Below are 23,968 nucleotides of genomic sequence, written 5' to 3' on the forward strand. Positions count from 1 at the left end.
AGTTATTTATAATTAGTCTAATTAAAGATATGTCAACTCAAAAATTTTTATTTGCCAGTTTATTTTTTCTAACCACGTTCTTATCATTTTCCCAGCAAAACCAAGGGTTTTCAGTTTCTGGAAAGGTTGTTGAAAATTCTGGAGAAACAATTCCGTTTGCAACTGTTGTTGTCGAAAAAACAGGTTTAAGTGTTATTTCGGATGAAAACGGAAACTATATTTTAAAAAATGTGCCATCTGGAAAACATACTTTTAAAATTTCTGCAATGGGATTTGCAGTTCAGAAAAAACAGATTGAAGTTTCAGGCAATTTAGAAGTTTCAATTAAAATGGATAGCGAATTGCAGGAATTAGAAAGCGTAACAGTTCTTGGAAGATCGCAAACTGACAAAGTAAATAAACAAGCTTATAGTGTAACGGCTATTGATGCTAAAAAACTGCACAACTCAACTTTAGATTTATCGCACGCTTTAGACCGCGTTTCTGGTGTTCGTAACCGTGAAGCGGGTGGAGTAGGTTCAAGATCAGAACTTTCAATCAACGGATTTTCTGGAAATCAAATTAAGGTTTTTATAGACGGAGTTCCAATGGACAATTTCGGTTCTTCTTTCCAGATGAATAATATCCCAATTAATCTTGCTGATCGTGTAGAAGTTTACAAAGGTGTTGTGCCAATTTGGCTTGGTGGAGATGCGCTTGGCGGAGCAATAAATATTGTGACCAATAGTAAACCTAGAACGTATGTAGATGCTTCTTATTCGTTCGGATCTTTTAACACACACCGTTCAAGTATCAATGCGGGTTATACGGCAAAGAGTGGTTTTACAACCGAAATTAATGCTTTTCAAAACTATTCGGATAACAATTATTGGGTAAATGTAGATGTAGCCGATTTAAATACAGGGGCTTATTTTCCGAATCAGAGAGTGCGACGTTTTCATGATAAATACCGTAATGAAACGGTGATTTTGAATGTGGGTATAACCGGAAAAAAATATGCAGATAAATTAATGATCGGTTTTACTGGCGGAGAAAATAAAGCCGATATACAAACCGGAGCCAGAATGGTTAGCGTATTCGGACAGATTTATAGAAAAGGAAGCATTGTAATGCCAACTTTAAAATATCAGGTTAAAGATTTATTCACCAAAGGGCTGAATGTGAATGTTACGGGTAATTACAATTTTGGTTACGAACAGAATATTGATACCGTTTTTAGAAGATACAATTGGTTTGGCGATTACAAACAATATGAAGGAGCAGGAGGAGAAAGAAGCCGTACGCTTCGTAAGTTCTATAACAATAATGGTATAGCAACAGCCAATGCGACTTATACACTAAATGATAGACACTCTTTTATGGTCAATAATACGTTTAATACGTTCGATCGTAAAGAGAGTGACGAATTGGTTCCTGAATCTTTGGTGTATAAACAGCCTAAAAAAACACAAAAGAATGTTTTAGGATTGGGTTATAAATTAGATTATAATGAAAAATGGAGTACTTCTGTATTCTTAAAAGATTATTCATTAAAAACTACTTATTCAAGAAGCTATAATCCGTCAGGAGCTACGGGAGATATTGCTTACCAGAAATATGTAGACCATACTTCTACAACTGGATATGGCGCAGCTACAAGTTATTACCTGAAACATAATTTGCAGATTAAAGCTTCTTATGAAAAGACATACAGGCTTCCAACTCCAGAGGAAATCTTTGGTAATGTCAATGATAATTTAGAAGGAAACCTTTCTTTAAAACCAGAATCTAGTAACAACTATAATATTGGAGCGAGTTATCAGACTAGTTTCAATGTTAAAAATGCCTTGTCATTTGATGTAAATCTTTTGCATAGAAATGCAGTCGATTTTATTCGTCCGACATTAAATAATAACCAAACCATGACCACAAATGTGAATCAGGGAAAAGTTACCAATTATGGTATTGATGGTGAGGTAAGATATTCATACGGTAATCGTTTTACGGCTGGTTTCAACGCAACTTACCAGAACATTAGAAACAAAACAATGTACGAGCCTAACCAGAATTATGTGTCTCCTTTTTATAATGACAGGATTCCGAATATGCCTTATTTATTTGGTAATGCAGATGCGACAATGTTCTTTAATAATGTTTGGAAAAAAGGAAACAATCTATCTGTAGGGTATAATCTGCTATATGTTCATACGTATTATTTGTCATGGCCAAGTATGGGAAGCAAGGATAGCAAGTTAGAGATTCCGCAGCAGTTTAGCCATGATTTAAACGCTGTTTACACAATGGCAAATGGTAAATACAATATTGCTTTTGAATGTAAAAACTTTCTTGACAACAAGCTTTATGACAATTTCTCATTACAAAAACCAAGTAGAGCTTTTTACATCAAGTTTAGATATTACTTCAGTAAATCAAATAATTAAATTTTAATACAAACACCATAATACAATGAAAAAAAGTACAACATTAGCGTTATTATCAGCTGTATTAGCTTTTACAGCTTTTTCTTGCAGCAGTGATTCAGATAAATCAGGAGGAGAAACTGGCGGCGGAACTGATACAGGAAAAACTAAATATATTATTACTGCAACAACAGGAGCAGCTGGAATTGCAGATTATTTATTAACTGCAGACGATGTTTCTACTGGAGTTATCACGACTACAGGAAACGGATTAGAGCAGGATGGAACGTACCGTTATTACATTACAGCGCAAAATAACTTCTTCAGTTTGCTTTACGGACAAGGAAATCCAGGAGCTGTTACCACTTATAACTTAAATGCTGAAGGGAAACTAGTTAAGAAATCTGATTTTCAAGCAGAAACTGTACACGTATTTGCTGCAATTAATAAAGATATCTTAACAGTTAAAGTTCCAAGAAGTGGTGCTTCAATTGCTTCTATGTACAAAATTGATGCTGAAAAATCGCTTATTACAGGTGAAGCTCAGCAAGATACTAAGAAATTGGCTGGAAACGGAGAAAGAGCTTTCTATACTTGGGCTACTCAAGTTGGAGATAAAGTTTACATGCCTTATATGAGTATTAAAGGAGACGGAGTAGACAATTTTGGTACTGCAAATCCAGATAGTACGTGGGTTGCGGTTTACAATTATCCAGAATTGAAATTAGAGAAAGTAATTAAAGATAACCGTACTAGTTATTTAGGAGCTTATTTCACAAACGGATTATTCCAAGATGAAAATGGAGACGCTTACGGATTCTCTGGTGCTATCGCGACTAGCAATGCTGTAATGACTTCTACAAAACCTTCTGCGATTGTGAAAATTAAAAAAGGAACTACAGAATTTGACAAATCTTATTTCTTTAATGTTCAAGAAAAATCGGGAGGTTACAAAATTTCATCTACAACTTATATTTCAAAAGGTAAATTCTTATTGTTAATGTACGGAAATGCGGGTAAAAACAATGGTGCTGTGAAAATGGCAATTGCCGATGTTTACAACCAAACTTTTACATGGGTGACAAATGCGCCTGAAACTTTAACTTCTGTAACTAGCCGTTACAATATTACTTCAGAAGATGGAAGTTCTGCAATTGTAGGTATCAATACTCCTGACGGAAACTGGATTTACTCAATCAACGGTACAACAGCTGTTGCAACAAAAGGTATGAAAGTTGAAGGTGGACAAATTACTGCAATCCAAAAATTAAAATACTAATATTTTTTTGCCGTAAGTCCTTTTTATGAGGACTTACGGTTTTTTTATTTATCCTATTTATCTATCCAATTATGTTTTCTTCTTCAAAACCAAATAATAAGAAAAAAAGTAAAAAGTCGCTTTTTAAGCGCATCATGGCCTGGCTGCATTTGTGGCTTGGTTTAGCATCTGGAATCATTGTGGTTATTGTCAGTCTTACGGGCTGTATTTATGTTTTTGAAAATGAAATAAAAGATTTTATTGAAGACTGGCGTTTTGTAAAACCTCAAGAAAAAGCATTTTTATTGCCGTCTCAATTGGTTTCGATTGCAGATAAAAAAATGAAAGACAAAAAAGCAACCAGTGTAACTTTTGGCGCAAAAGACGAAGCGGCTATTGTTGGTTATTTTGTGGAGAAAAAAGAAGAGGGTGAAAGAGGAGGCCGTGGTGAAAAAGGAGAGCATAAAAGAGGAAGAAAAGATTTTGCTAAAAATGAAGATGCAAAAGGGAAATCTGAATTAAAAGCTCAGCCAAATGAAAAAGGCAAAGAAAAAGGAAAGGGTGAAAAACGTAAAGGAGGAAGAAGGCAAGGAACTTTTATAAGCGTTTACATGAATCCGTATACGGGAGATGTATTAAATGTAAAAACCTTTTCAAGAGGAGATTCTCCAGATTTTTTCAGATGGATCTTAAACGGACATCGCGCTTTATGGCTTCCTTATGATATTGGAAGACCAATTGTGGGAGTTGCCGTTTTAATTTTTGTTGTTTTATTGATTTCGGGTATCGTTTTATGGTGGCCTACAAAATGGATTAAATCTATTATTGATAAAAGTTTTAAAATAAAATGGGATGCCAGCTTTAAACGTGTCAATTATGACATGCACAATGTACTTGGTTTTTATAGCTGCATTTTCCTGTTTTTTATTGCCGTAACAGGCTTAGTATGGAGTTTTGGATGGTGGAGCAAATCTTTGTATTGGGTTACTTCTGGAGGAAAACCATTGGTTGAAAACCGCGAATCTCCAAAATCTGACACAACTCACGTAAAAGAGTTTAATATTACAACAGCAGACAAAGTTTTACTGAATTTAAGAAAAGAAAATCCTCAGGCAGCGGGAATTTTAATCAGTATTCCAGCGAAACCTGCAGATCCGATTGGTGCTTTTGTTTACAAGCAAAGACACACCTTTTACAATATGGACCGCTATAGTTTTGATCAGCAGAGTTTAAAAGAAATCTCGATTAAAACACCATTTTCAGGAAAATATGTAGAGGCAAATATTCCAGACAAGATCAGACGTATGAATTATGATATTCACGTAGGAAGTGTTCTTGGGCTTACAGGAAAAATTATTGCGTTTTTGGCGAGCTTAATTTCTGCCAGTTTGCCTATTACTGGATTTATTATTTGGTGGGGAAAACAGAAATTTGGAAAAAAGAAACCTGCTGCAAAAACTAAAGTGGCGACTAAAGCAATTCCTGTTTCTAAATTGAAAAATACAGCAGAACAAGAAGTTACTGCTTAGACATATAAAATTGGTTTTTTATAATTCCTTTTTGTTTTTTTTTTTTTTGATAAAAGGCAAAACTTGTAAAAGTTTTGCCTTTCTTTTTTAATTATAACCATTTGATTTTAGCCATTCAGCACAATCTCTTGTCCAGAATTTGCTCGTATCAGCAACACCTAATCCAAATCCGTGGCCGCCTTTTTCATAAATATGTAACTCTGCTGTAACTCCGTTTTTCTTTAGCGCTAAATAGTAATTAATACTGTTTTCTGGAATAACCACAGTATCATCTGTCGCATGAATTAAGAATGTAGGAGGTGTTTTAGAAGTTACTCTCTTTTCGTTTGAATAAGAATCTATTAACTCTTTTGAAGGATTATTTCCAAGCAAATTGGTTTGAGAGCCTTTATGTGTGATTTCGTTTTCCATTGAAATTACAGGATAGATCAACAGTGAAAAATCAGGACGTGCACTCACTTTATATGCCGATTCATAAACTTTATCGTCGTAATGTGTAGAAGCAGTTGAAGCGAGATGACCACCGGCAGAAAAGCCTAGAATTCCTATTTTATTAGGATCAATATTCCATTCCGAAGCATTTTGTCTTACGTAACGAATTGCTTCTTGAGCATCTTGCAATGGCCCAACGTTTTTGTTTTTCATTGTTAAATCGGTTGGCATTCGATATTTCAATACAAAAGCTGTAATTCCTAAACTATTAAACCATTCTGCCACTTTTGTTCCTTCTTTGTCAAATGCTAAATGGGTGTAACCTCCTCCTGGACAAATTACAACAGCGGTTTGATTTGGTTTTGATTCTTTTGGAATAAAAATACTTAATGTCGGCACAGAAACCTGACTTGTGCTTTGCATCTTCCCATCTTTTAACTCTGGTTTTTCTTTGTAATTAGATGCTTTTATTTCATCTGGAATTTTATCCCATAATGGGATTACTTGATTTTGTGCACTCATAGAAAATAGTCCTGAAAAAAGAAGAAAACTCAATGTAATTCCTCTTGAAAATTTTGTTTTTGTAGTTTTCAATTTAATTTATAATTATTTGGTTTGTAATAGTATATGTTTTTTGGTTCAAAAATACAACCGATGGCCTAAATTAATCAGAGCTGACAAAAATTACTTTTTTTAATTGTAAATTTCAGGACAATATTACCCCAAAAAAGGATGAATTTCACCCATTGGCTTTTAACAAATATATTGTTTAATGTGTAATTTTGAATTCTTTTTTTTAAGTAATATGTTTATTTAATAGGCTAAAATAATTTTTTACACAATATTATTTGGATTGTACAGATTAAAAACTATATTTGTGCAATCGATTACATTATTTTTCTTTTAAGGTGTTAATTTATTGATTTTAATATTTTTAGAAAGCAGTAAATATAGGCTTTTAAGATTACCAAAAATTACAAAAACTATAATACCCACTTACTATGAATCAAACCGAAACTGTTGCAGTAAATCAAAGTGTCAAAACCACAGGAAAATACCGTTGGAGTATTTGTGCATTGTTATTTTTTGCAACAACCATTAATTACCTGGATCGACAAGTGCTTTCCTTAACTTGGAGTGATTTTATTGCACCAGAATTTCACTGGACCAATAACGACTACGGAAATATTACCGCTTTATTTTCTATTTTCTATGCAGTGTCATTATTGTTTGCTGGACGATTTGTAGATTGGTTAGATACTAAAAAAGGATTTCTTTGGGCAATCGGAATCTGGTCTGTAGGAGCTTGTCTTCACGCTTTTTGCGGAATTGCTACTTCAGGAATTATTGCAGGTGAATGGTTTGTAAGTTTTCATGGTTCAAAAGAAATAATCAGTACAATAAGCGATACAGCATTGGTAATCAATGTCAGTGTGGCTTTATTTATTTTTGCCCGTTTCGTTTTAGCAGTTGGAGAAGCTGGAAACTTCCCGGCAGCGATTAAAACAACAGCAGAATATTTTCCTAAAAAAGACAGAGCTTTTGCAACGAGTATTTTTAACGCAGGTGCTACAGTTGGAGCTTTAGCGGCGCCAATTACAATTCCGTTTATTGCAAAATCTTTTGGATGGGAAATGTCTTTTATCATCATTGGAGCTTTAGGTTTTGTTTGGATGGGATTCTGGATGTTTATGTACGATAAGCCAGAAAAACATTCGAAAGTTACACCAGAAGAATTGGCTTATATTCAGCAAGATGATATTGAAGACAGCAAAATAGGTTTTAAGCCAGAAGCTAAAGGAAAAGTATCTTTAGCAGATTGTTTTAAATACAAACAAACTTGGGCTTTTGCATTTGGTAAATTCATGACAGATGGTGTTTGGTGGTTCTTCTTATTCTGGACTCCAGCGTATTTAAGCTCGGTTTACGGAATGGATTCTACAGAAGCGGCATTGCCATTATTTGTGCTTTACATGATTACATTATTGTCAATTATTGGAGGTTGGCTTCCAACGTATTTCGTAGAGAAAAAAGGAATGAATCCGTACGAAGGAAGAATGAGAGCAATGTTGATTTTTGCATTTTTCCCATTATTAGCCTTAATCGCACAGCCTTTAGGATATATTAGTTACTGGGTTCCGGTAATTATTATTGGAATTGCGGGTGCGGCGCACCAATCTTGGTCAGCAAATATTTTTACAACAGTAGGAGATATGTTCCCTAAAAAAGCTATTGCAACCATTACAGGAATTGGAGGTTTAGCAGGTGGAGTTGGTTCAACATTGATCAATAAAGGATCTGGAGTATTGTTTGATTATGCAAAAGATAACAATATGGCTTTTATGGGATTTAAAGGAATTGAGGCTGGATATTTTATCATATTTTCTATTTGCGCAGTTTGTTATTTAACAGGCTGGATTGTAATGAAAACATTGGTTCCAAAATACAGTCCGATTACAGATCTCTAAAGAGATTTCTCAAAAACTAACTAACCAACCTAAACCACAACCACATCATGAACCAAGCTAATGCAGCAATAGGAAAATACCGTTGGACTATTTGCAGTTTAGTTTTTTTTGCTACAACTGTCAATTATCTGGATAGAAATGTAATAAGTTACCTTAGGCCTTTTTTGGCAGAAGCGTTTCACTGGACTCCCGAACAGGAGGTTATAGATTACTCGAATATCGAACTGGCATTTAAAATTGCATATGCGCTCGGAATGCTGGTTGCTGGAGGAATTATCGATAAGTTAGGAACTAAGTTGGGTTACGCCATTGCAACAGGATTATGGAGTTTGGCCGCAATTGGACACGCATTGGCTACAGGAACAGGCGGTTTTTTAATTGCTCGAGTGTTTTTAGGAGTTACAGAAGCAGGAAACTTTCCAGCAGCAATTAAAGCGACAGCAGAATGGTTTCCGCAGAAAGAAAGAGCTCTTGCAACAGGGATTTTTAATTCTGGAAGTAATATTGGTGCTATAATCGTACCTTTAACTGTTCCTCATATTGCAGAAAAGTATGGATGGCAATGGGCATTTATCATAACAGGAATTGTAGGGTTTATTTGGCTTGCTTTATGGTTTTTGTTGTATGAAGTTCCTCAAAAGCAAAAACGTTTATCTAAAGCAGAATTAGAATACATTACTTCTGATCAAGTAGAGGAAGTAGTAGAAGAGTCAAAAGAAAAGGTTTCTTGGGTAAAACTATTATCATTTCGTCAGACTTGGGCTTTTGCAATTGGTAAATTATTGACAGATCCAGTTTGGTGGTTTTATTTGTTCTGGTTACCAGACTTTTTGATGAAGCAATATAAGCTTAATGCGACAGAAATTATCTGGCCTAGCGCATTAGTTTATATGATTGGAAGTATTGGAAGCATTGGTGGAGGATGGCTTCCTTTGAAATTGATAAATAACAATTGGCCTGCCTACAAAGCTCGTAAAACAAGTATGCTGCTTTATGCTTTTGCTGTATTGCCGGTTTTATTCGCTCAGCAATTAGGAACTATAAATATCTGGTTTGCAATTTTGGTAATCGGATTGGCTGTTTCTGCGCATCAGGCGTGGAGTGCCAATATCTTTACAACAGTATCTGATATGTTTCCTAAAAAAGCAACAGCATCTGTTACCGGATTAGGAGGAATGTTTGGAGCGCTCGGCGGAATTTTGCTGACATTGCTGGTTCAGAAAAACATGTTTGTTTACTATACTAAACTTGGAAAAGTAGAAACTGGTTATTTTATTATGTTCTGTATTTGTGGAGCTTCATATTTATTGGCTTGGCTAATAATGCATATTCTAGTTCCACGAATGAAAAAAGTCGAATTATAAAGAAAAATGAACAGAATTGAAATATTTTTTTCGTTTCAATTATGCTATTTAAATATAAAAATATAATTTTGTGCAATCGATTACATTAATTTAAAATTATGACAAAATATAGTTCAAGATACGCGTCAAGCCCCGAAGCTGTAAAAAAATATGACACACAGCAATTGAGAGAAGAATTCTTAATTGATGACTTAATGCAGGAAGATGAAGTTGTATTGGTTTATTCGCATTACGACAGATACATTGCAGGTTCTGCAGTTCCTGTAAAAAGTGATTTAGCTTTAGAAACGATCGATCCTTTAAAAGCGCCTTATTTTTTAGAGCGTAGAGAATTAGGAATCATCAATGTTGGTGGAAGCGGTTCTGTTGTCGTAGAAGGAACAACTTATGAGTTAGGTTTTAAAGATGCTTTGTACATCGGAGCTGGAAATAAAGAAGTGGTTTTTAAAAGTGATGACAAAAGCAATCCTGCTAAATTCTATTTAAACTCTGCACCAGCACATACCACTTATCCTACTAAGAAAGTAAGTTTAGCTGAAGCTAATAAATTACAATTGGGAACAATGGAAACGGCAAATCACCGTACCGTAAACCAAATGATTATTGGAAGCGTAGTAACAACTTGCCAATTGCAAATGGGAATGACAGAATTGAAACCAGGAAGTGTTTGGAATACCATGCCGGCTCACGTTCACGATCGTAGAATGGAGGTATATTTTTATTTAGATATTCCACAAGATCAGGCAGTTTGCCACTTTATGGGACAGCCACAGGAAACAAGACATATCTGGATGAACAATCATCAGGCAGTTATTTCTCCGCCTTGGTCTATTCACTCTGGTTCTGGAACCAGCAATTATACTTTTATCTGGGGAATGGCTGGCGAAAACTTAGATTACGGAGATATGGATGTTTGTAAAATCACTGATTTAAGATAAGATGACAAATTTGTTTGATATAAAAGGAAAAGTTGCCCTTATCACAGGAAGTACACACGGACTTGGAATGGCAATGGCAAAAGGATTAGGTCAGGCGGGTGCTACAATTGTGGTAAACGGAAATTCTTCTCAGGAAAAAATTGATCATGCTGTAGCAGAATTAAAAAGTGAAGGAATTAATGCAGTAGGATACAAATTTAATGTAACAGAAGAGCAAGAAGTAAAAGCTGCTGTTGCGAAAATTGAAAGCGAAGTTGGACCAATTGATATCTTGATTAATAATGCTGGAATTATTAAAAGAATTCCGCTTCTAGATATGGAAGTTTCAGATTTCAGAGAAGTGGTTGATATTGATCTTGTAAGTCCGTTTATCGTTTCTAAGCATGTTGCCAAAGGAATGATTGAAAGAAGACAAGGAAAAATAATCAACATTTGCTCTATGATGAGTGAATTGGGTAGAAATACAGTTTCTGCTTATGCTGCTGCAAAAGGTGGTTTGAAAATGCTGACTAAAAATATGGCAACAGAATGGGCAAAATACAATGTTCAGATTAACGGAATCGGTCCTGGATATTTTGCAACAGAACAAACCAAACCAATTAGAGTTGACGGGCATCCGTTTAACGATTTTATCATCAGCAGAACTCCGGCTGCAAAATGGGGAGATCCAAGCGATTTGGCTGGAGCGGCGATATTTTTATCATCAAAAGCGAGTGATTTTGTAAACGGTCACATTTTATATGTAGATGGTGGAATTTTAGCAACAATCGGAAAACCTTCAAACGAAGAATAATTTTCAAATTATATTTTAAAAGACATGAGCCAGAAATTCATACACGATAATTTTTTATTAGAAAATAAATATGCTGAAGAGTTATATCACAATTACTCTAAAAATCAGCCTATTATAGATTACCACAATCACTTAAATCCGCAGTTTATTGCAGAAGACAAAATCTTTGACAATATCACGCAAGTTTGGATTAATGGTGATCACTACAAATGGCGTGCAATGCGTACTTTGGGAATCAACGAGCAGTTTGTAACAGGAAATGGTTCAGATAAAGATAAATTCTTAAACTGGGGAAAAACGGTTCCGTACACAATGCGTAATCCGTTGTACCATTGGACACATTTAGAATTGGCTCGTTATTTTGATATATATGATTTATTGAATGAAAAGTCGGCTGAGAAAATCTATATCGAAACTTCTGAGAAAATAAATTCTCAGGCGTACAGCACACAAAATCTTCTTAAAAAAGTAAACGCTGAATTGGTTTGTACTACAGAAGATCCAATTGATTCTTTAGAATTTCACCAAAAATTCGCAAACAATTCGACTGGAATCAAGATGAGTACGGCTTTCAGACCTGATAAAGCCATCTTAATTGCTAACGATGGTTATAATGCATATCTGGACACATTAGGGGATGTGTCCGGTATTGCAATTAACACGTATGCTGATTTACAGTCTGCTTTAAGAAAAAGAATCGAATTCTTTAATGCAAACGGATGTAAATTAAGTGATCACGGATTAAATCAAATTGATTTTGAGAACTTTACAGAAAGTGAAGTAAATGCTATTTTCAAAAAGAAAAGAGAAAATGGCGAATTGTCTCCAGAAGAAGTCCTAAAATTCCATAGTGCCATTTTAGTTTTCTTATCAGAAACTTATCATGAGTTTGGATGGGTTCAGCAGTTTCACTTAGGTGCGTTGCGTAACAATAACGCACGTATGCATAGAATCTTAGGTCCAGATACAGGATGGGATTCTATTGGAGATTATCCGCAAGCGCAAAAATTATCTGCTTTCTTAAATGCTTTAGACAGTAAAGATAAATTGACTAAAACGATTATCTATAACCTAAATCCTGCTGATAACGAAGTTATGGCAACAATGATTGGAAATTTCAACGACGGAAGCGTTCGCGGAAAAGTACAATTTGGTTCTGGATGGTGGTTCTTAGATCAGAAAGATGGAATGACAAAACAATTGAATGCGCTTTCAAACATGGGCTTAATTAGCTGTTTTGTTGGAATGTTGACAGATTCTAGAAGTTTCTTATCGTTCCCTAGACACGAATATTTTAGACGTATTTTATGTAACCTTTTGGGAGACGAAATCAAACGTGGGGAACTTCCAAATGATATGGAATGGATTGGGAAATTAGTTTCAGATATTTCATACAACAATGCTAAAGAATATTTTAAGTTTTAAATAAAGTCTAACCGCAAGGTTCGCAAAGATTTACGCAAGGCTCGCTAAATGAAATCCTTTTTAATCATTGTAATCTGTGGCAAAAAAAATATATAACTAATGAGTAGAGTAGTTGCATTTGGAGAAATCATGCTGCGTTTATCGACAGAAAGACATTTGCGTTTTTCGCAATCTACGGCATTTGGCGCCACGTATGGAGGTGGAGAATTTAACGTATGTGTTTCTTTGGCAAATTATGGTGTAAATGCTGAATTTGTTACCAGATTACCTGAAAACGAAATTGGTTTTTCTGCATTAAAAGAAATCAGAAAAATGAATATCGAGTCTAAAAACATTGTTTATGGAGGGGAACGTTTAGGAATATATTTCTTAGAAACTGGAGCAGGAACTCGCGGAAGTAATGTAGTTTACGATCGTGCTCACAGTGCTATGTCAACTATAGAAAAAGGACAAGTTGATTGGGAAAAAGTTCTAGAAGGAGCCGAATGGTTTCATTGGAGCGGAATTACACCAGCTATTTCTCAAAGTGCAGCAGAAGCTTGTTTAGAAGCCATTAAAGTGGCTCATAAAAAAGGAATTAAAATCTCATGCGATTTAAACTATAGATCAAAACTTTGGCAATATGGTAAAACGCCTAGCGAAGTTATGCCTGAAATGCTAAAATACAGTAACGTAATTTTAGGAGATATTGATACAGCGTATTTTATGTTGGGAATTCCAAAAGTAAATCCAAATTATCAGGATGAGAAATCGCTTCCAGCAGTATACGATAAATTGTTTGAATTGATTCCGAATCTGCAGATTGCTGCAACAACTTTACGCTATTCTGTAAGTGCTTCACACCAAAGAATTGGTGGGATTTTATACGATGGAAAAGCAATTTACAGCGCAAAAGTAAAAGAAGTTACGCCAGTTGTGGATCGTGTAGGAAGTGGAGATGCTTTTATGGGCGGATTAATTTATGGATTATTAGAATATCAGAATAATAACCAGAGAGCATTAGATTTTGCAGTTGCAGCTTGTTGCTTAAAACATACAATTGCAGGTGATTACAACTTGGTTACATTAAAAGAAGTTGAAAATATGATTGATGGTGATGGTTCTGCATTAGTATCAAGATAATTTTAAATAAAAAATGGCAAAATATTCAAGAATAGAGGTTGCGCAAACAATGAAGGATAATGGTATGGTTCCGTTGTTTTTTCATTCTGATATCGAATTGAGTAAAAAAGTATTAAAAGCGTGTTACGACGGAGGTTCCAGATTAATGGAATTTACAAGCAGAGGTGATTTTGCACATGAAGTTTTTGGAGCTTTAAACAAATATGCTTTAGCAGAACTTCCTGGAATGATCTTAGGAGTTGGTTCTATTACAGATGCAGCTTCAGCTTCATTGTACATGAGTTTGGGAGCAAATTTTATTGTAACTCCAGTTTTTAGAGAAGATATAGCTATAGCTTGTAATCGCAGAAAAGTATTGTGGTCGCCAGGTTGCGGAACTTTGACAGAAATTGCAAGAGCTGAAGAATTAGGTTGCGAAATCGTAAAATTATTTCCAGCTGATACTTATGGACCAGAATTCATTAAAGCGATAAAAGGTCCGTGCCCGTGGACAAACATTATGCCGACAGGCGGAGTTTACCCAACGGTTGAAAGTTTGAGTTCATGGCTGAATGCTGGAGCAACTTGTGTTGGTTTAGGTTCGCAATTAATTTCAAAAGATATTTTAGATAATAAAGATTTCGACGGACTAACCACAAAAGTGAAACAAGTTCTTGACATTATAAAAGATATAAGAAAATAAGATTAAGGGGTAATCATGCCAAACTCCTTATTTTATAAGTTTTTTTTAGATTTTTAGAGATTGTAATTGAACATTACGCTTGAAAAATTTAGCTAGCCATTCCTCACAGCCGGCTTTATTTTACTCAATCGGGTGTAATGTTTCATTTACAATTTAAAAGGCAGAAATGAAGAAATAAGGTTTATAGATGGTTATTTATAACGCATTAAAGAAAATTTAAAATGAAAAAATTAAATAGAATAAATACAGGATTAGAAAAGTTACAGCCAATTAAGGTAGTTCAGTTTGGAGAAGGTAACTTTTTAAGAGCCTTTGTTGATTATGCTTTTGACAAACTGAATAAAGAAGTTGATTTTAATGCCGGTATTGCTGTAGTTCAACCTTTGAAAGACGGTATGGTAAATATGATTAACGATCAGGATGGTCTTTATACCTTGTTTATGAACGGAATTAAAAAAGGTGAAAAGATACAAGATATTGTGTTAATTAATAATATTGTAAAAACTATAAACCCATATACTGAATTTACAAATTATTTGGCTTTAGCCAAAGAAGAAGAACTTCAGTTTATTGTTTCTAATACTACAGAAGCTGGAATTGAATTTATTGAAAGTGATACTCCAGACATGCAGCCACCAGTGTCATTTCCTGCAAAATTGACGGTTTTATTATATGAAAGATTTAAACATTTTAATGGAGATGCCTCTAAAGGAGTTACAATAATTCCTTGTGAATTAATTGATTATAATTCTGAGACGCTTAAAAAATATATTTTGCAATATGTTGATTTATGGAAATTAGAGGACGCATTTAAAACCTGGGTATCAGATGCTTGTACATATCATAGTACTTTGGTTGACAGAATTGTTCCTGGATATCCAAGAGCTGAAATTGAAGAATACAATAATAAATTAGATTATCAGGACAATTTAATTGTTGCAGCTGAACCTTTTTTCCTTTGGGCTATTGAAGGTGGAGATGATCTAAAAGCAAAATTGCCTTTTCACAAAACAGATTTGAATGTAAAAATCGTTGATGATATACGTCCTTTTAAAATGATTAAAGTTCGTATTTTAAACGGTGCGCATACGGCAATGGTTCCTTTTTCACTTTTGCATGGTAATAAATTAGTAATGGAAACTGTTGACGGAGAATTTACAGGGAAATTTGTAAATAGCGTTATTAGTGAAATTAGTGAAACTCTTGATATGGACAAAAACGAAATTACGGCCTATTCTGAGGAAGTAATGGACAGATTTAAAAATCCATTTATCAAACATGCACTTGCTGATATTGCATTAAATTCTGTATCGAAATTCAAAGTAAGAGTTTTGCCTAGTTTATTAGGATACTATAATGCTAACAAAAAATTGCCTGTTAATTTGACTTTTTCATTAGCGAGCTTAATTCGTTTCTACAAAGGAACTTGGAATGGTCAAAGTTTACCGGTTAAAGATGGTGAAGATATTACTACATTCTTTAACGGACTTTGGAAATCTGATGATTACGAAAAAATTGCTCGTTTAACATTACAAAACAAAGGTTTCTGGGATCAGGATTTAACTGAAATTCCAGGGTTGACAAAAGCAATTACAATTGCATTAGAAGAAATTGATTCAAACGGAATTGAAGCTGGTTTTGCTAAGTTTCAAGAAAGAATAAAATAAAAAAACACAACAAAAAGAACAAAGAACAAAGGTTAATTATGGCAACGCAGAAAAAATTAATAAAAGTACACCCAACCGACAATGTTGCGGTTGCTTTGGTGGATCTTACTGCAGGCGAAGTGATTGATTTTGAAGGACAATCAATTACCGTAGAGTCTGATGTAAAAATGAAACATAAGATTGCAATGGTTCCTTTTAATGTAGGGGACAGAATCATTATGTATGGTGTTTTGGTTGGAAAAGCAAGCGCCAGAATCGAAAAAGGCGGATTGCTTTCTACAGCAAACGTAAAACACGAAAGTGATAAAGTTACTGGTAAAACAGAAACTATTGGCTGGAATGCGCCAAATGTTGATAAATGGAAAGACAGAACGTGGCAGGGCTATCATAGAGAAGATGGACAGGTTGGAACAGAAAATGTATGGTTATTTTTTCCATTGGTTTTTTGTGAAAACAGAAACATCGAAATCTTAAAAGATATTTTTGAGAAAGAATTGATGAAACCAAAAGAGAACGATTATCAGTTATTGTTGCGTTCTTTAGTGAAATCAGAAACGGGTGGAGCAGGAAATCAAGAAGCTTCAAACGATGCTAATTTATTCAATAATATTGAAGTAAAATTCATCACGCACCAAGGTGGTTGCGGTGGAATTCGTCAGGATTCTCATAGTTTGGCTAAGCTTTTGGCTGGTTATGTAAACAATCCAAATGTGGCTGGAGCAACGGTTTTGAGTTTAGGATGCCAGAATCTTCAAATTTCAATCTTCAAAGAAGCTTTAGATGCGATTAATCCAAACAGTAAAAAGCCTGTTTTGATTTACGATCAGCAATCTATTGGAACAATTGAAACGATGTTAAGCAGTGTGGTAAAAGACACTTTTGAAGCAATTAAAAAAGCAAACGAAATTAAGAGAGAACCAGCTCCATTATCTAAATTAAGGATTGGTTTAGAGTGCGGTGGATCTGACGGATTTTCTGGAATTTCTGCAAACCCAACATTGGGAGTGTTATCGGATCATTTAGTTGCTTTGGGAGGAACTACAATTCTTTCTGAATTCCCTGAATTATGTGGAGTAGAACAAGAATTGGTAAATCGTTGTATAGATGATAAGGATGGAAAACGTTTCTTAGACTTAATGAAATGGTACGAAAAAACAGTTGTTGATGCAGGTTCAGGATTTGATATGAATCCGTCTCCAGGAAACATCAAAGACGGTTTGATTACTGATGCTATGAAATCGGCTGGTGCTGCTAAAAAAGGTGGAACATCGCCAATTACTGGTGTTTACGATTATGGAGAATATATTAACGAACCAGGTTTTACATTGTTATGTACGCCAGGAAATGACGTAGAATGTACAACGGCTATGGTTGGTTCTGGAGCCAATATGGTATTGTTTACAACAGGTTTAGGAACTCCAACAGGAAATCCAATTGCGCCAGTTGTAAAGATTTCATCAAACACACAATTAGCAAACAAAATGTCTGATATTATCGATATTGATACTGGTGGAATTATCACTGGAGAAAAATCAATTGACGAAATGGCTGACGAAATGCTTGAGTTTATTATTGATGTTGCCAGCGGTAACATTAAAACAAAAGCAGCTATTTTAAATCAGAACGATTTTATTCCTTGGAAAAGAGGGGTTTCATTGTAGTTTTTTAGGTACAAAGTTGCAGAGATGCAAAGTGACAAAGGTTTATAGAGAAGACGCACAATATGGTGCGTCTTTTTTTTTGAGAAAGCTTCAGAGAAGCAAAATATTTATAGATAAAAATTAGTCATCGAGAATAAAGCTCCAGAGGAGCGACATATTTTTTTGCAATCTAAATATATGTCGCTCCTCTGGAGCTTTATGTTGTAACCGGTTAATCTTTTCCTATAAATATTTCGCTTCTCCGAAGCTTCCATAAAAAAAGCCCATTCTAAAATGAGCTTATATAACTTATATGGTGAAAAAATTAAAAATTAGTCCTTGTAGAAGATTTACGAATGTGTAATTCTGGCGCAAGGACAACCTTTTTTTCAATTTTAATGGTATCTGTTTTGTCTACTTGTTCTAAGAAAACGCGAGCAGACATTCTTCCCATTTCAAGCGGCGATTGATCTACAGAAGTAATAGATAATTCCATAAATTTAGTAAAAGGTTCGTTACTGAAACCAGCAACACAAAACTCACTTGGAATACTAATATTTCGCTCTTTTAACTCTTGAATTGCTCCCAATGCGGCAAAATCACTCGAAGAAAAAATAGCATCAGGTGGGGTCTGTAATTGCAAAAGTTTATCAACGGCATCTTTACCTGCATCTACGCTACTTTTGGTAAAAATAACATATTCTTCATTAAAAGGAAGTCCGTTGTCCAATAAGGCTTGTTTGTATCCTAAAAACCTGTTTTTGAAAATATCTAACGATTGGTCTCCAGAGAAATGAGCAATGTTTCTGCAACCTTCATCAATTAAATGCTTTGTGGCTAAATAACCGCCTTTAAAGTCATTAATGGTTACAGAACTTACACCATCTATGTGCTTGCTTCTATCAAAAAATATCAGCGGTACATTTTTCTCCAATACATTTCTGAAAGCACTGTCATTTTCGTCTGAAATACCAGTTACAGACATCATGATTCCGTCAACCTGCGCATCTACAAGCGTATGTAGATTTTCGTTTTCCCTTTTAATGCTTTCGTGAGTCTGACAGATAATAACCTGATAACCGTGCGGATAAAGTTCTTCTTCGATTCCTCGAATAACCGATGCGAAAAAATTACTGTCAATACGCGGCACAATAACTCCGATATTATTACTTCGGCCACTTTTTAAAGCTAGCGCCAGTTTATTTTGCTTGTAGTTCATCGCAGCAGCAGTCTTGATAACCAACTCACGCGTCGCTTCCTTTATTTTAGGATTATTGTTTAATGCTCTGGAAACTGTTGCTGCTGTGATATTTAGTTTTTCAGCAATATCGTAAATAGTTACTTTTTCACTCATTCAAAAAAAGTTTATCGAATTATTTTTAAACAAAAGTACATTTTTTTTTATTACGCAATAAATATTGTTATCGATTACCATAATTTAAAACTCAAACGTTTTAGGTTTTACAATGATAATAAATTATCTAAATTTTTGCATTAAATGTAATTAAAATTTGTAATAAAAATTAAATATATAATTTTTTTCTAAATTAATTTGGTGTCTCAGAACTATTTTTCTACTTTCGTGTAATCGATTACATAAAACTTGATGTTTTTGATAGTAAAACAAGAAAAATCTGTGCAAATGATTACAAATAAGATAGTCGCAACAAAAAAGATTCTTTTTTTAGCCTTTATAGGGCTTTTAGTGGCATCATGTGCAAGAAAATCTTCTTCTGTTTCTTCAGATCCATGGAAAACAATGGATTTGGTTATAAAAAGCATTCCGCAAGTACATTTTTCAGATAAAGTATATAACATCAACGATTTTGGAGCTGTTGCCGATGGAAAAACGTTAAACACTTTGGCGTTTCAAAAAGCTATAAAAGAATGTGCAGCAAATGGTGGAGGACAGGTTTTAGTTCCGAACGGAAAATATTTAACAGGAGCCATTCATTTAGAAAGTAATGTCAATCTGCATTTAGAGGATGACGCTGAGATTCTTTTTAGTTTAAATCCGAAAGATTATCCTATCGTTCATACTTCTTGGGAAGGTACAGAAGTGATGAATTACTCTCCGCTTATTTATGCAAAAAACAAAACAAATATTGCGGTTACAGGAAAAGGTACTTTAAATGGTCAAGCCGACAGCACAAACTGGTGGATTTGGTCTGGTGGAAAAAATTACGGATGGAAAAAAGGTATTCCGTCTCAAAATGATCCGACAAATCGTGAAGTTTTGGTCGATATGGCAGAAAAAGGAGTTCCGGTATCAGAAAGAGTTTTTGGAGAAGGGCGTTACTTAAGACCTAATTTCATCGAATTTTTCGAATGCAATACTGCTTTAGTAAAAGACATTAAAATCATCAATTCTCCATTTTGGATTTTACATCCTATAAAAACAAACAACATGATTATTGACGGTGTAACGGTTAACAGTCATGGTCCGAACAATGATGGTTGCGATCCAGAATATTCGCAAAATATCGTAATCAGAAACTGCACTTTTAATACAGGCGATGATTGTATTGCAATTAAAGCAGGTCGTGACGGAGACGGAAGAAGAGTAGCAATACCAAGTAAAAACATTATTGTGCAAAATTGTAAAATGATTGATGGCCACGGAGGTGTCGTAATTGGAAGCGAAATTTCGGCAGGAGTAAATAATGTTTTTGTAGAAAATTGTGTCATGGACAGTCCAAATTTGGATCGCGCCATTCGCATCAAAACCAATTCAAAAAGAGGCGGAATCATTGAGAATATCTATGTTCGAAACCTTGAAGTAGGAACAGTAAAAGAATGTGTTTTAAAACTAAACATGTTTTACAATGTGTACGGATCTCAAACAGGAAACTTTATTCCAGTAATCAGAAATGTAAGCTTAGAGAATGTAACTGTAAAAAACGGTGGAAAATACAGTGTTTGGGCAGAAGGTTATGCAGCATCTCCAGTGGAGAATATCACACTAAAAAATGTAAAAATCCAGAAAGTAGATTCTGTTTATTTATTAAAAAATGTAAAAAACATAAATTTTATAAATACCTATATCAATGAGAAAAAAGTAGAATCTATTACTAACTAAACACTATCAATTAACCAAACTTTAAACCACATGAGTATTAAACAATTATCTGAGAAAAAAGATAAGTACTTTGTATTTTTCTTTTTCCTGAATTTTTTACTGTGCAGCTCTATATATGCGCAGTCAACCACAATTGAAGGGAAGATTACCGACGCTACTGGTATGTCACTGCCAGGGGTAAACATTAATGAAAAGGGAACTAAAAATGGAACTTCGACAGATTTTGAAGGAAGTTTCAAAATTAATGTATCAAACAGTAAAGCAACTTTAATAATTAGCTATTTAGGATTTCAGACACAAGAAGTAAATGTTGCTGGAAAAACTAAAATCAATGTAAGTTTAGCAGAACAATCAAACGCATTAACAGAAGTTGTTGTGGTAGGATACGGATCTGTAAAAAAGACAGATCTTACAGGTTCTGTAAGTACAATTAGTGCTGCTACTATCACAGAAAGAAATACAATCAATCCTTTGGAGGCAATTCAAGGTAGTACGCCTGGGGTTCAGATTTCGTCTTCATCAGGACGTGCGGGAGATGGATTTAAAGTAGTAATTAGAGGAAATAATTCCCTAATTGCAGACTCCAATAACCCAAGTGTGGTTGGTTCTTCGCCTTTATACGTTGTAGATGGTGTACCAATGGATGGAATTGATTTCTTAAATCCGCAGGATATTGCCAGAATGGACGTTTTAAAAGATGCTTCTTCTGCTGCAATCTACGGTTCTAGAGGATCAAACGGGGTTATTATCGTTACAACAAAAAGCGGGACGAGCGCAAAAGCAGGAATCAGTGTAACTTTTGACACTTCTTATGGAAATAAAATTGCGACTAGATTGCCAAAAATGATGACTGGAGAAGAGTGGTGGAAATTCCATCAAGTTGCTTACATGAGTGCAACGCCTCTTACACAAACGCCAGCTCAATTAGCATCTTTAGCTGGAAACCAAAGTCCATTATTGGTTTCTCGTGCTAACAGCGGTTACAATTTTGACTGGTATGATGCTGTATTGAAATCAGGAATGACAGAGAATAATTATTTAAATATTTCTGGACGTTCAGATTCTGGTTTAAGTTATAACTTAGGATTCGGAATCCAAAGTGATCGTGGTCTTATTGAAAATGATGCTACAGATAAATACTCTTTTAAATTAGGGTTAAATCATAAAATAAACGACAAATTTTCTACAGGAGTAAACGTTACAATCGCAAGATTAGATAACCAATTAGGAAGTGATTTGGCAATGCAAGATGCATTTAGATTAAGTCCGCTTATGTCTCCATGGGCAGTTGATGCGCAAGGAAATGAGAAAGTGGGAACTTTATTTTTCTTGCCTGGAAAATTAACGTACCCTGATGGTTCTTGGGCAATTAACAAAACGTCTACAGTCAACCCTTTAATGGAGATTGCAAATTCTTCTCAAACAGAAAAAACATGGCAAACTGTAGGAAACGCGTATTTCCAATATCAGCCACTAAAATGGCTTTCGTTTAAAACAACATTTGCTGCAGGAATTATGGATACTCAAAATTCTAAAGCTTACACTGCACAAACAAATGCAGGGGTAACCTTAAACGGAAAAAACTCAGCAGCTTTAGAAAACATAAACAACTTCAATTATACTTGGGATAATCAAATCGATTTGAAACATACTTTCAATGAAATTCACGATGTAAGTGTTTTATTATTGCAAAGTTTGTATTCAAATACAGATGAAAACTCTTATATGTATTCTAATAATCAGCCTTTTGATGTTGGAACAGATAATATGGGTTCTGGTGCGCAAACGAGTTATGTAATAAGATCGGCTTTTGCGAAAAATACCTTAAACTCTTATGCAGTACGTTTAAACTATGCTTTTAAAGATAAATATTTGATTACTGCTTCTTCAAGATGGGATGGTTCGTCTGTTTTATCTGAAGGTAACAAATGGGAAAGTTTCCCATCATTAGCCTTAGGATGGAAACTTAGTAAAGAATCATTTTTAGCAAACAGCTCAGTTGTTTCAGATTTGAAATTACGTGCTAGTATTGGTTACACAGGAAACGATAACGTAGCTCCTTATACATCTCAAGCACTTTTAAACCAACAGACATTCTATGCGCAAGGTTCAAATGTTATTCCAGGTTGGCAGTCAGAAAATTTGGCAAATCCAAATTTGACTTGGGAGAAAACAAGAGAATACAACTTAGGTCTTGATTTTGGATTCTTAAAAAATAGAATTTCGGGTACAATTGATGTTTACGATAGATTATCAGATAATTTGATCTACAAACAGCAATTGCCATCAGAAACAGGTTGGAAAAATACGTTTGCAAATGTTGGATCTGTTAGCAATAAAGGTATAGAAGCTTTATTGACTACAAAAAACATTAAGTCTGGAAAAGTAACTTGGGAAACGACTTTTACTTTTACTAAAAACGTAAATAAATTAGAGTCAATTTACAATCAGGACAAAGTAAGTGATATTGGAAACAAATTGATACTTGGTGCTCCATTAAATCCAAATTACAATTATGTTTATGATGGAGTTTGGCAAGAGAGCGAAGCGGCTCAGGCAGCATCTTACGGAATGGCTCCTGGACAAGCAAGACCAAAAGATTTAAACGGAGATGGTAAATTTAATCAAGATGATAGAACGGTAATTGGAAATCCAAATCCAGAATGGCAAGGAAGTTTATATTCTAAATTAGTTGTCGGACAATTTGATTTTAATTTTTCTGTCTTAACAAGCCAAGGGCAAACTGTTTTAAGTACTTTCCACCAAAACTTTGCCGATGTAAGCGATAGAGGACGTCAAAAAATAGCAATGGATTACTTTATTCCAACAAATGGTACAGGAATCGAGGCTAATGCAAATAATACAAACCCAAGACCAGGACCTGTTGCAACAGGTGCAGGAGCCTATTGGTCTTCTCTTTTTGGGTATTATAGAGATGTTTCTTACGTGAAAATCAAAAATATATCTTTAGGTTACACTTTAGATTCTGAATTATTGAAAAAACTAAAAATTTCTAATTTCAGAATTTATGTGAATGTTCTAGATCCATTTGTGTTTACAGATTTTGATGGTTACGATCCAGAATGGGCAGCTTCTCCTTTTGGAGTAAACCGTCCAGCGGCAGTAACTACACAATTAGGATTAAGTGTTAAATTTTAATAAAGATATTCAA

The 23,968-nt window shown here is 34.6% G+C and carries 16 protein-coding genes; 14 read left to right on the plus strand and 2 right to left on the minus strand.

What is annotated here, in order from left to right; all coding sequences use genetic code 11:
• The first annotated feature begins 29 nt into the window (after nucleotides 1-29).
• From JI750_RS16590 to JI750_RS16600, 3 genes are all read left to right on the plus strand, one after another.
• Nucleotides 30-2,420, plus strand: coding sequence for a TonB-dependent receptor (locus tag JI750_RS16590; RefSeq protein ID WP_202004496.1), 2,391 nt, complete (start codon nucleotides 30-32; stop codon nucleotides 2,418-2,420).
• A gap of 25 nt (nucleotides 2,421-2,445) precedes the next feature.
• Entirely contained in the window at nucleotides 2,446-3,678 is a 1,233-nt protein-coding gene (locus tag JI750_RS16595; protein WP_202004500.1) for a DUF4374 domain-containing protein, read from the plus strand.
• A 134-nt stretch (nucleotides 3,679-3,812) separates the two neighbouring features.
• Nucleotides 3,813-5,186, plus strand: coding sequence for a PepSY-associated TM helix domain-containing protein (locus JI750_RS16600; RefSeq protein WP_202004503.1), 1,374 nt, complete (start codon nucleotides 3,813-3,815; stop codon nucleotides 5,184-5,186).
• An 87-nt stretch (nucleotides 5,187-5,273) separates the two neighbouring features.
• Here the strand turns inward: JI750_RS16600 and JI750_RS16605 are convergent, their stop codons facing one another.
• On the minus strand, nucleotides 5,274-6,140 hold the full coding sequence (locus JI750_RS16605; protein ID WP_236673065.1) for an alpha/beta hydrolase: 867 nt from the start codon (nucleotides 6,138-6,140) through the stop codon (nucleotides 5,274-5,276).
• A 479-nt stretch (nucleotides 6,141-6,619) separates the two neighbouring features.
• Between JI750_RS16605 and JI750_RS16610 the strand changes: the two genes are divergently transcribed.
• The 9 genes from JI750_RS16610 (at nucleotide 6,620) to JI750_RS16650 (ending at nucleotide 17,738) form a co-directional block, all read left to right on the plus strand.
• A complete protein-coding gene (locus tag JI750_RS16610; protein WP_202004509.1) occupies nucleotides 6,620-8,086 on the plus strand; it encodes an MFS transporter in 1,467 nt (488 codons plus the stop codon).
• Nucleotides 8,087-8,133: 47 nt separating this feature from the next.
• Nucleotides 8,134-9,450, plus strand: a complete 1,317-nt coding sequence (locus tag JI750_RS16615; protein ID WP_202004511.1) for an MFS transporter — start codon at nucleotides 8,134-8,136, stop codon at nucleotides 9,448-9,450.
• Nucleotides 9,451-9,548: 98 nt separating this feature from the next.
• Nucleotides 9,549-10,388, plus strand: a complete 840-nt coding sequence (kduI, locus tag JI750_RS16620; protein ID WP_202004514.1) for a 5-dehydro-4-deoxy-D-glucuronate isomerase — start codon at nucleotides 9,549-9,551, stop codon at nucleotides 10,386-10,388.
• 1 nt (nucleotide 10,389) lies between these two features.
• Nucleotides 10,390-11,181 carry a gluconate 5-dehydrogenase gene (locus tag JI750_RS16625; protein ID WP_202004517.1) on the plus strand — a complete coding sequence of 264 codons (792 nt, stop codon included), beginning with the start codon at nucleotides 10,390-10,392 and terminating at the stop codon, nucleotides 11,179-11,181.
• Nucleotides 11,182-11,205: 24 nt separating this feature from the next.
• Nucleotides 11,206-12,606, plus strand: a complete 1,401-nt coding sequence (gene uxaC, locus JI750_RS16630) for a glucuronate isomerase (RefSeq protein WP_202004520.1) — start codon at nucleotides 11,206-11,208, stop codon at nucleotides 12,604-12,606.
• Between the two features lie 99 nt (nucleotides 12,607-12,705).
• Nucleotides 12,706-13,728, plus strand: a complete 1,023-nt coding sequence (locus JI750_RS16635; RefSeq protein ID WP_202004523.1) for a sugar kinase — start codon at nucleotides 12,706-12,708, stop codon at nucleotides 13,726-13,728.
• A gap of 13 nt (nucleotides 13,729-13,741) precedes the next feature.
• Entirely contained in the window at nucleotides 13,742-14,410 is a 669-nt protein-coding gene (locus JI750_RS16640) for a bifunctional 4-hydroxy-2-oxoglutarate aldolase/2-dehydro-3-deoxy-phosphogluconate aldolase (RefSeq protein WP_202004538.1), read from the plus strand.
• Nucleotides 14,411-14,631: 221 nt separating this feature from the next.
• On the plus strand, nucleotides 14,632-16,077 hold the full coding sequence (locus tag JI750_RS16645; RefSeq protein WP_202004541.1) for a tagaturonate reductase: 1,446 nt from the start codon (nucleotides 14,632-14,634) through the stop codon (nucleotides 16,075-16,077).
• Between the two features lie 38 nt (nucleotides 16,078-16,115).
• Nucleotides 16,116-17,738: a UxaA family hydrolase gene (locus JI750_RS16650; protein ID WP_202004545.1), complete on the plus strand. Its 1,623-nt coding sequence runs from the start codon at nucleotides 16,116-16,118 to the stop codon at nucleotides 17,736-17,738.
• 304 nt (nucleotides 17,739-18,042) lie between these two features.
• On the opposite strand, the gene JI750_RS16655 is transcribed toward JI750_RS16650, so the two are convergent.
• Nucleotides 18,043-19,071 carry a LacI family DNA-binding transcriptional regulator gene (locus JI750_RS16655; RefSeq protein WP_202004548.1) on the minus strand — a complete coding sequence of 343 codons (1,029 nt, stop codon included), beginning with the start codon at nucleotides 19,069-19,071 and terminating at the stop codon, nucleotides 18,043-18,045.
• A gap of 288 nt (nucleotides 19,072-19,359) precedes the next feature.
• Here JI750_RS16655 and JI750_RS16660 point away from each other — a divergent pair, with 288 nt between their 5' ends.
• A complete protein-coding gene (locus tag JI750_RS16660; RefSeq protein ID WP_202004552.1) occupies nucleotides 19,360-20,796 on the plus strand; it encodes a glycoside hydrolase family 28 protein in 1,437 nt (478 codons plus the stop codon).
• 30 nt (nucleotides 20,797-20,826) lie between these two features.
• On the plus strand, nucleotides 20,827-23,955 hold the full coding sequence (locus JI750_RS16665) for a SusC/RagA family TonB-linked outer membrane protein (protein ID WP_202004555.1): 3,129 nt from the start codon (nucleotides 20,827-20,829) through the stop codon (nucleotides 23,953-23,955).
• Nucleotides 23,956-23,968 lie beyond the last annotated feature (13 nt).

Source organism: Flavobacterium tagetis (genome assembly GCF_016735615.1).
GTDB classification, from domain to species: Bacteria; Bacteroidota; Bacteroidia; order Flavobacteriales; family Flavobacteriaceae; genus Flavobacterium; species Flavobacterium tagetis.

What these genes read in the sequence shown, in the direction of transcription:
- JI750_RS16590 (WP_202004496.1), top strand. Translation starts at nt 30, where the DNA reads ATGTCAACTCAAAAATTTTTATTTGCCAGTTTATTTTTTCTAACCACG.
- JI750_RS16595 (WP_202004500.1), top strand. Translation starts at nt 2,446, where the DNA reads ATGAAAAAAAGTACAACATTAGCGTTATTATCAGCTGTATTAGCTTTT.
- JI750_RS16600 (WP_202004503.1), top strand. Translation starts at nt 3,813, where the DNA reads ATGGCCTGGCTGCATTTGTGGCTTGGTTTAGCATCTGGAATCATTGTG.
- JI750_RS16605 (WP_236673065.1), bottom strand. Translation starts at nt 6,140, where the DNA reads ATGAGTGCACAAAATCAAGTAATCCCATTATGGGATAAAATTCCAGAT.
- JI750_RS16610 (WP_202004509.1), top strand. Translation starts at nt 6,620, where the DNA reads ATGAATCAAACCGAAACTGTTGCAGTAAATCAAAGTGTCAAAACCACA.
- JI750_RS16615 (WP_202004511.1), top strand. Translation starts at nt 8,134, where the DNA reads ATGAACCAAGCTAATGCAGCAATAGGAAAATACCGTTGGACTATTTGC.
- kduI (WP_202004514.1), top strand. Translation starts at nt 9,549, where the DNA reads ATGACAAAATATAGTTCAAGATACGCGTCAAGCCCCGAAGCTGTAAAA.
- JI750_RS16625 (WP_202004517.1), top strand. Translation starts at nt 10,390, where the DNA reads ATGACAAATTTGTTTGATATAAAAGGAAAAGTTGCCCTTATCACAGGA.
- uxaC (WP_202004520.1), top strand. Translation starts at nt 11,206, where the DNA reads ATGAGCCAGAAATTCATACACGATAATTTTTTATTAGAAAATAAATAT.
- JI750_RS16635 (WP_202004523.1), top strand. Translation starts at nt 12,706, where the DNA reads ATGAGTAGAGTAGTTGCATTTGGAGAAATCATGCTGCGTTTATCGACA.
- JI750_RS16640 (WP_202004538.1), top strand. Translation starts at nt 13,742, where the DNA reads ATGGCAAAATATTCAAGAATAGAGGTTGCGCAAACAATGAAGGATAAT.
- JI750_RS16645 (WP_202004541.1), top strand. Translation starts at nt 14,632, where the DNA reads ATGAAAAAATTAAATAGAATAAATACAGGATTAGAAAAGTTACAGCCA.
- JI750_RS16650 (WP_202004545.1), top strand. Translation starts at nt 16,116, where the DNA reads ATGGCAACGCAGAAAAAATTAATAAAAGTACACCCAACCGACAATGTT.
- JI750_RS16655 (WP_202004548.1), bottom strand. Translation starts at nt 19,071, where the DNA reads ATGAGTGAAAAAGTAACTATTTACGATATTGCTGAAAAACTAAATATC.
- JI750_RS16660 (WP_202004552.1), top strand. Translation starts at nt 19,360, where the DNA reads ATGATTACAAATAAGATAGTCGCAACAAAAAAGATTCTTTTTTTAGCC.
- JI750_RS16665 (WP_202004555.1), top strand. Translation starts at nt 20,827, where the DNA reads ATGAGTATTAAACAATTATCTGAGAAAAAAGATAAGTACTTTGTATTT.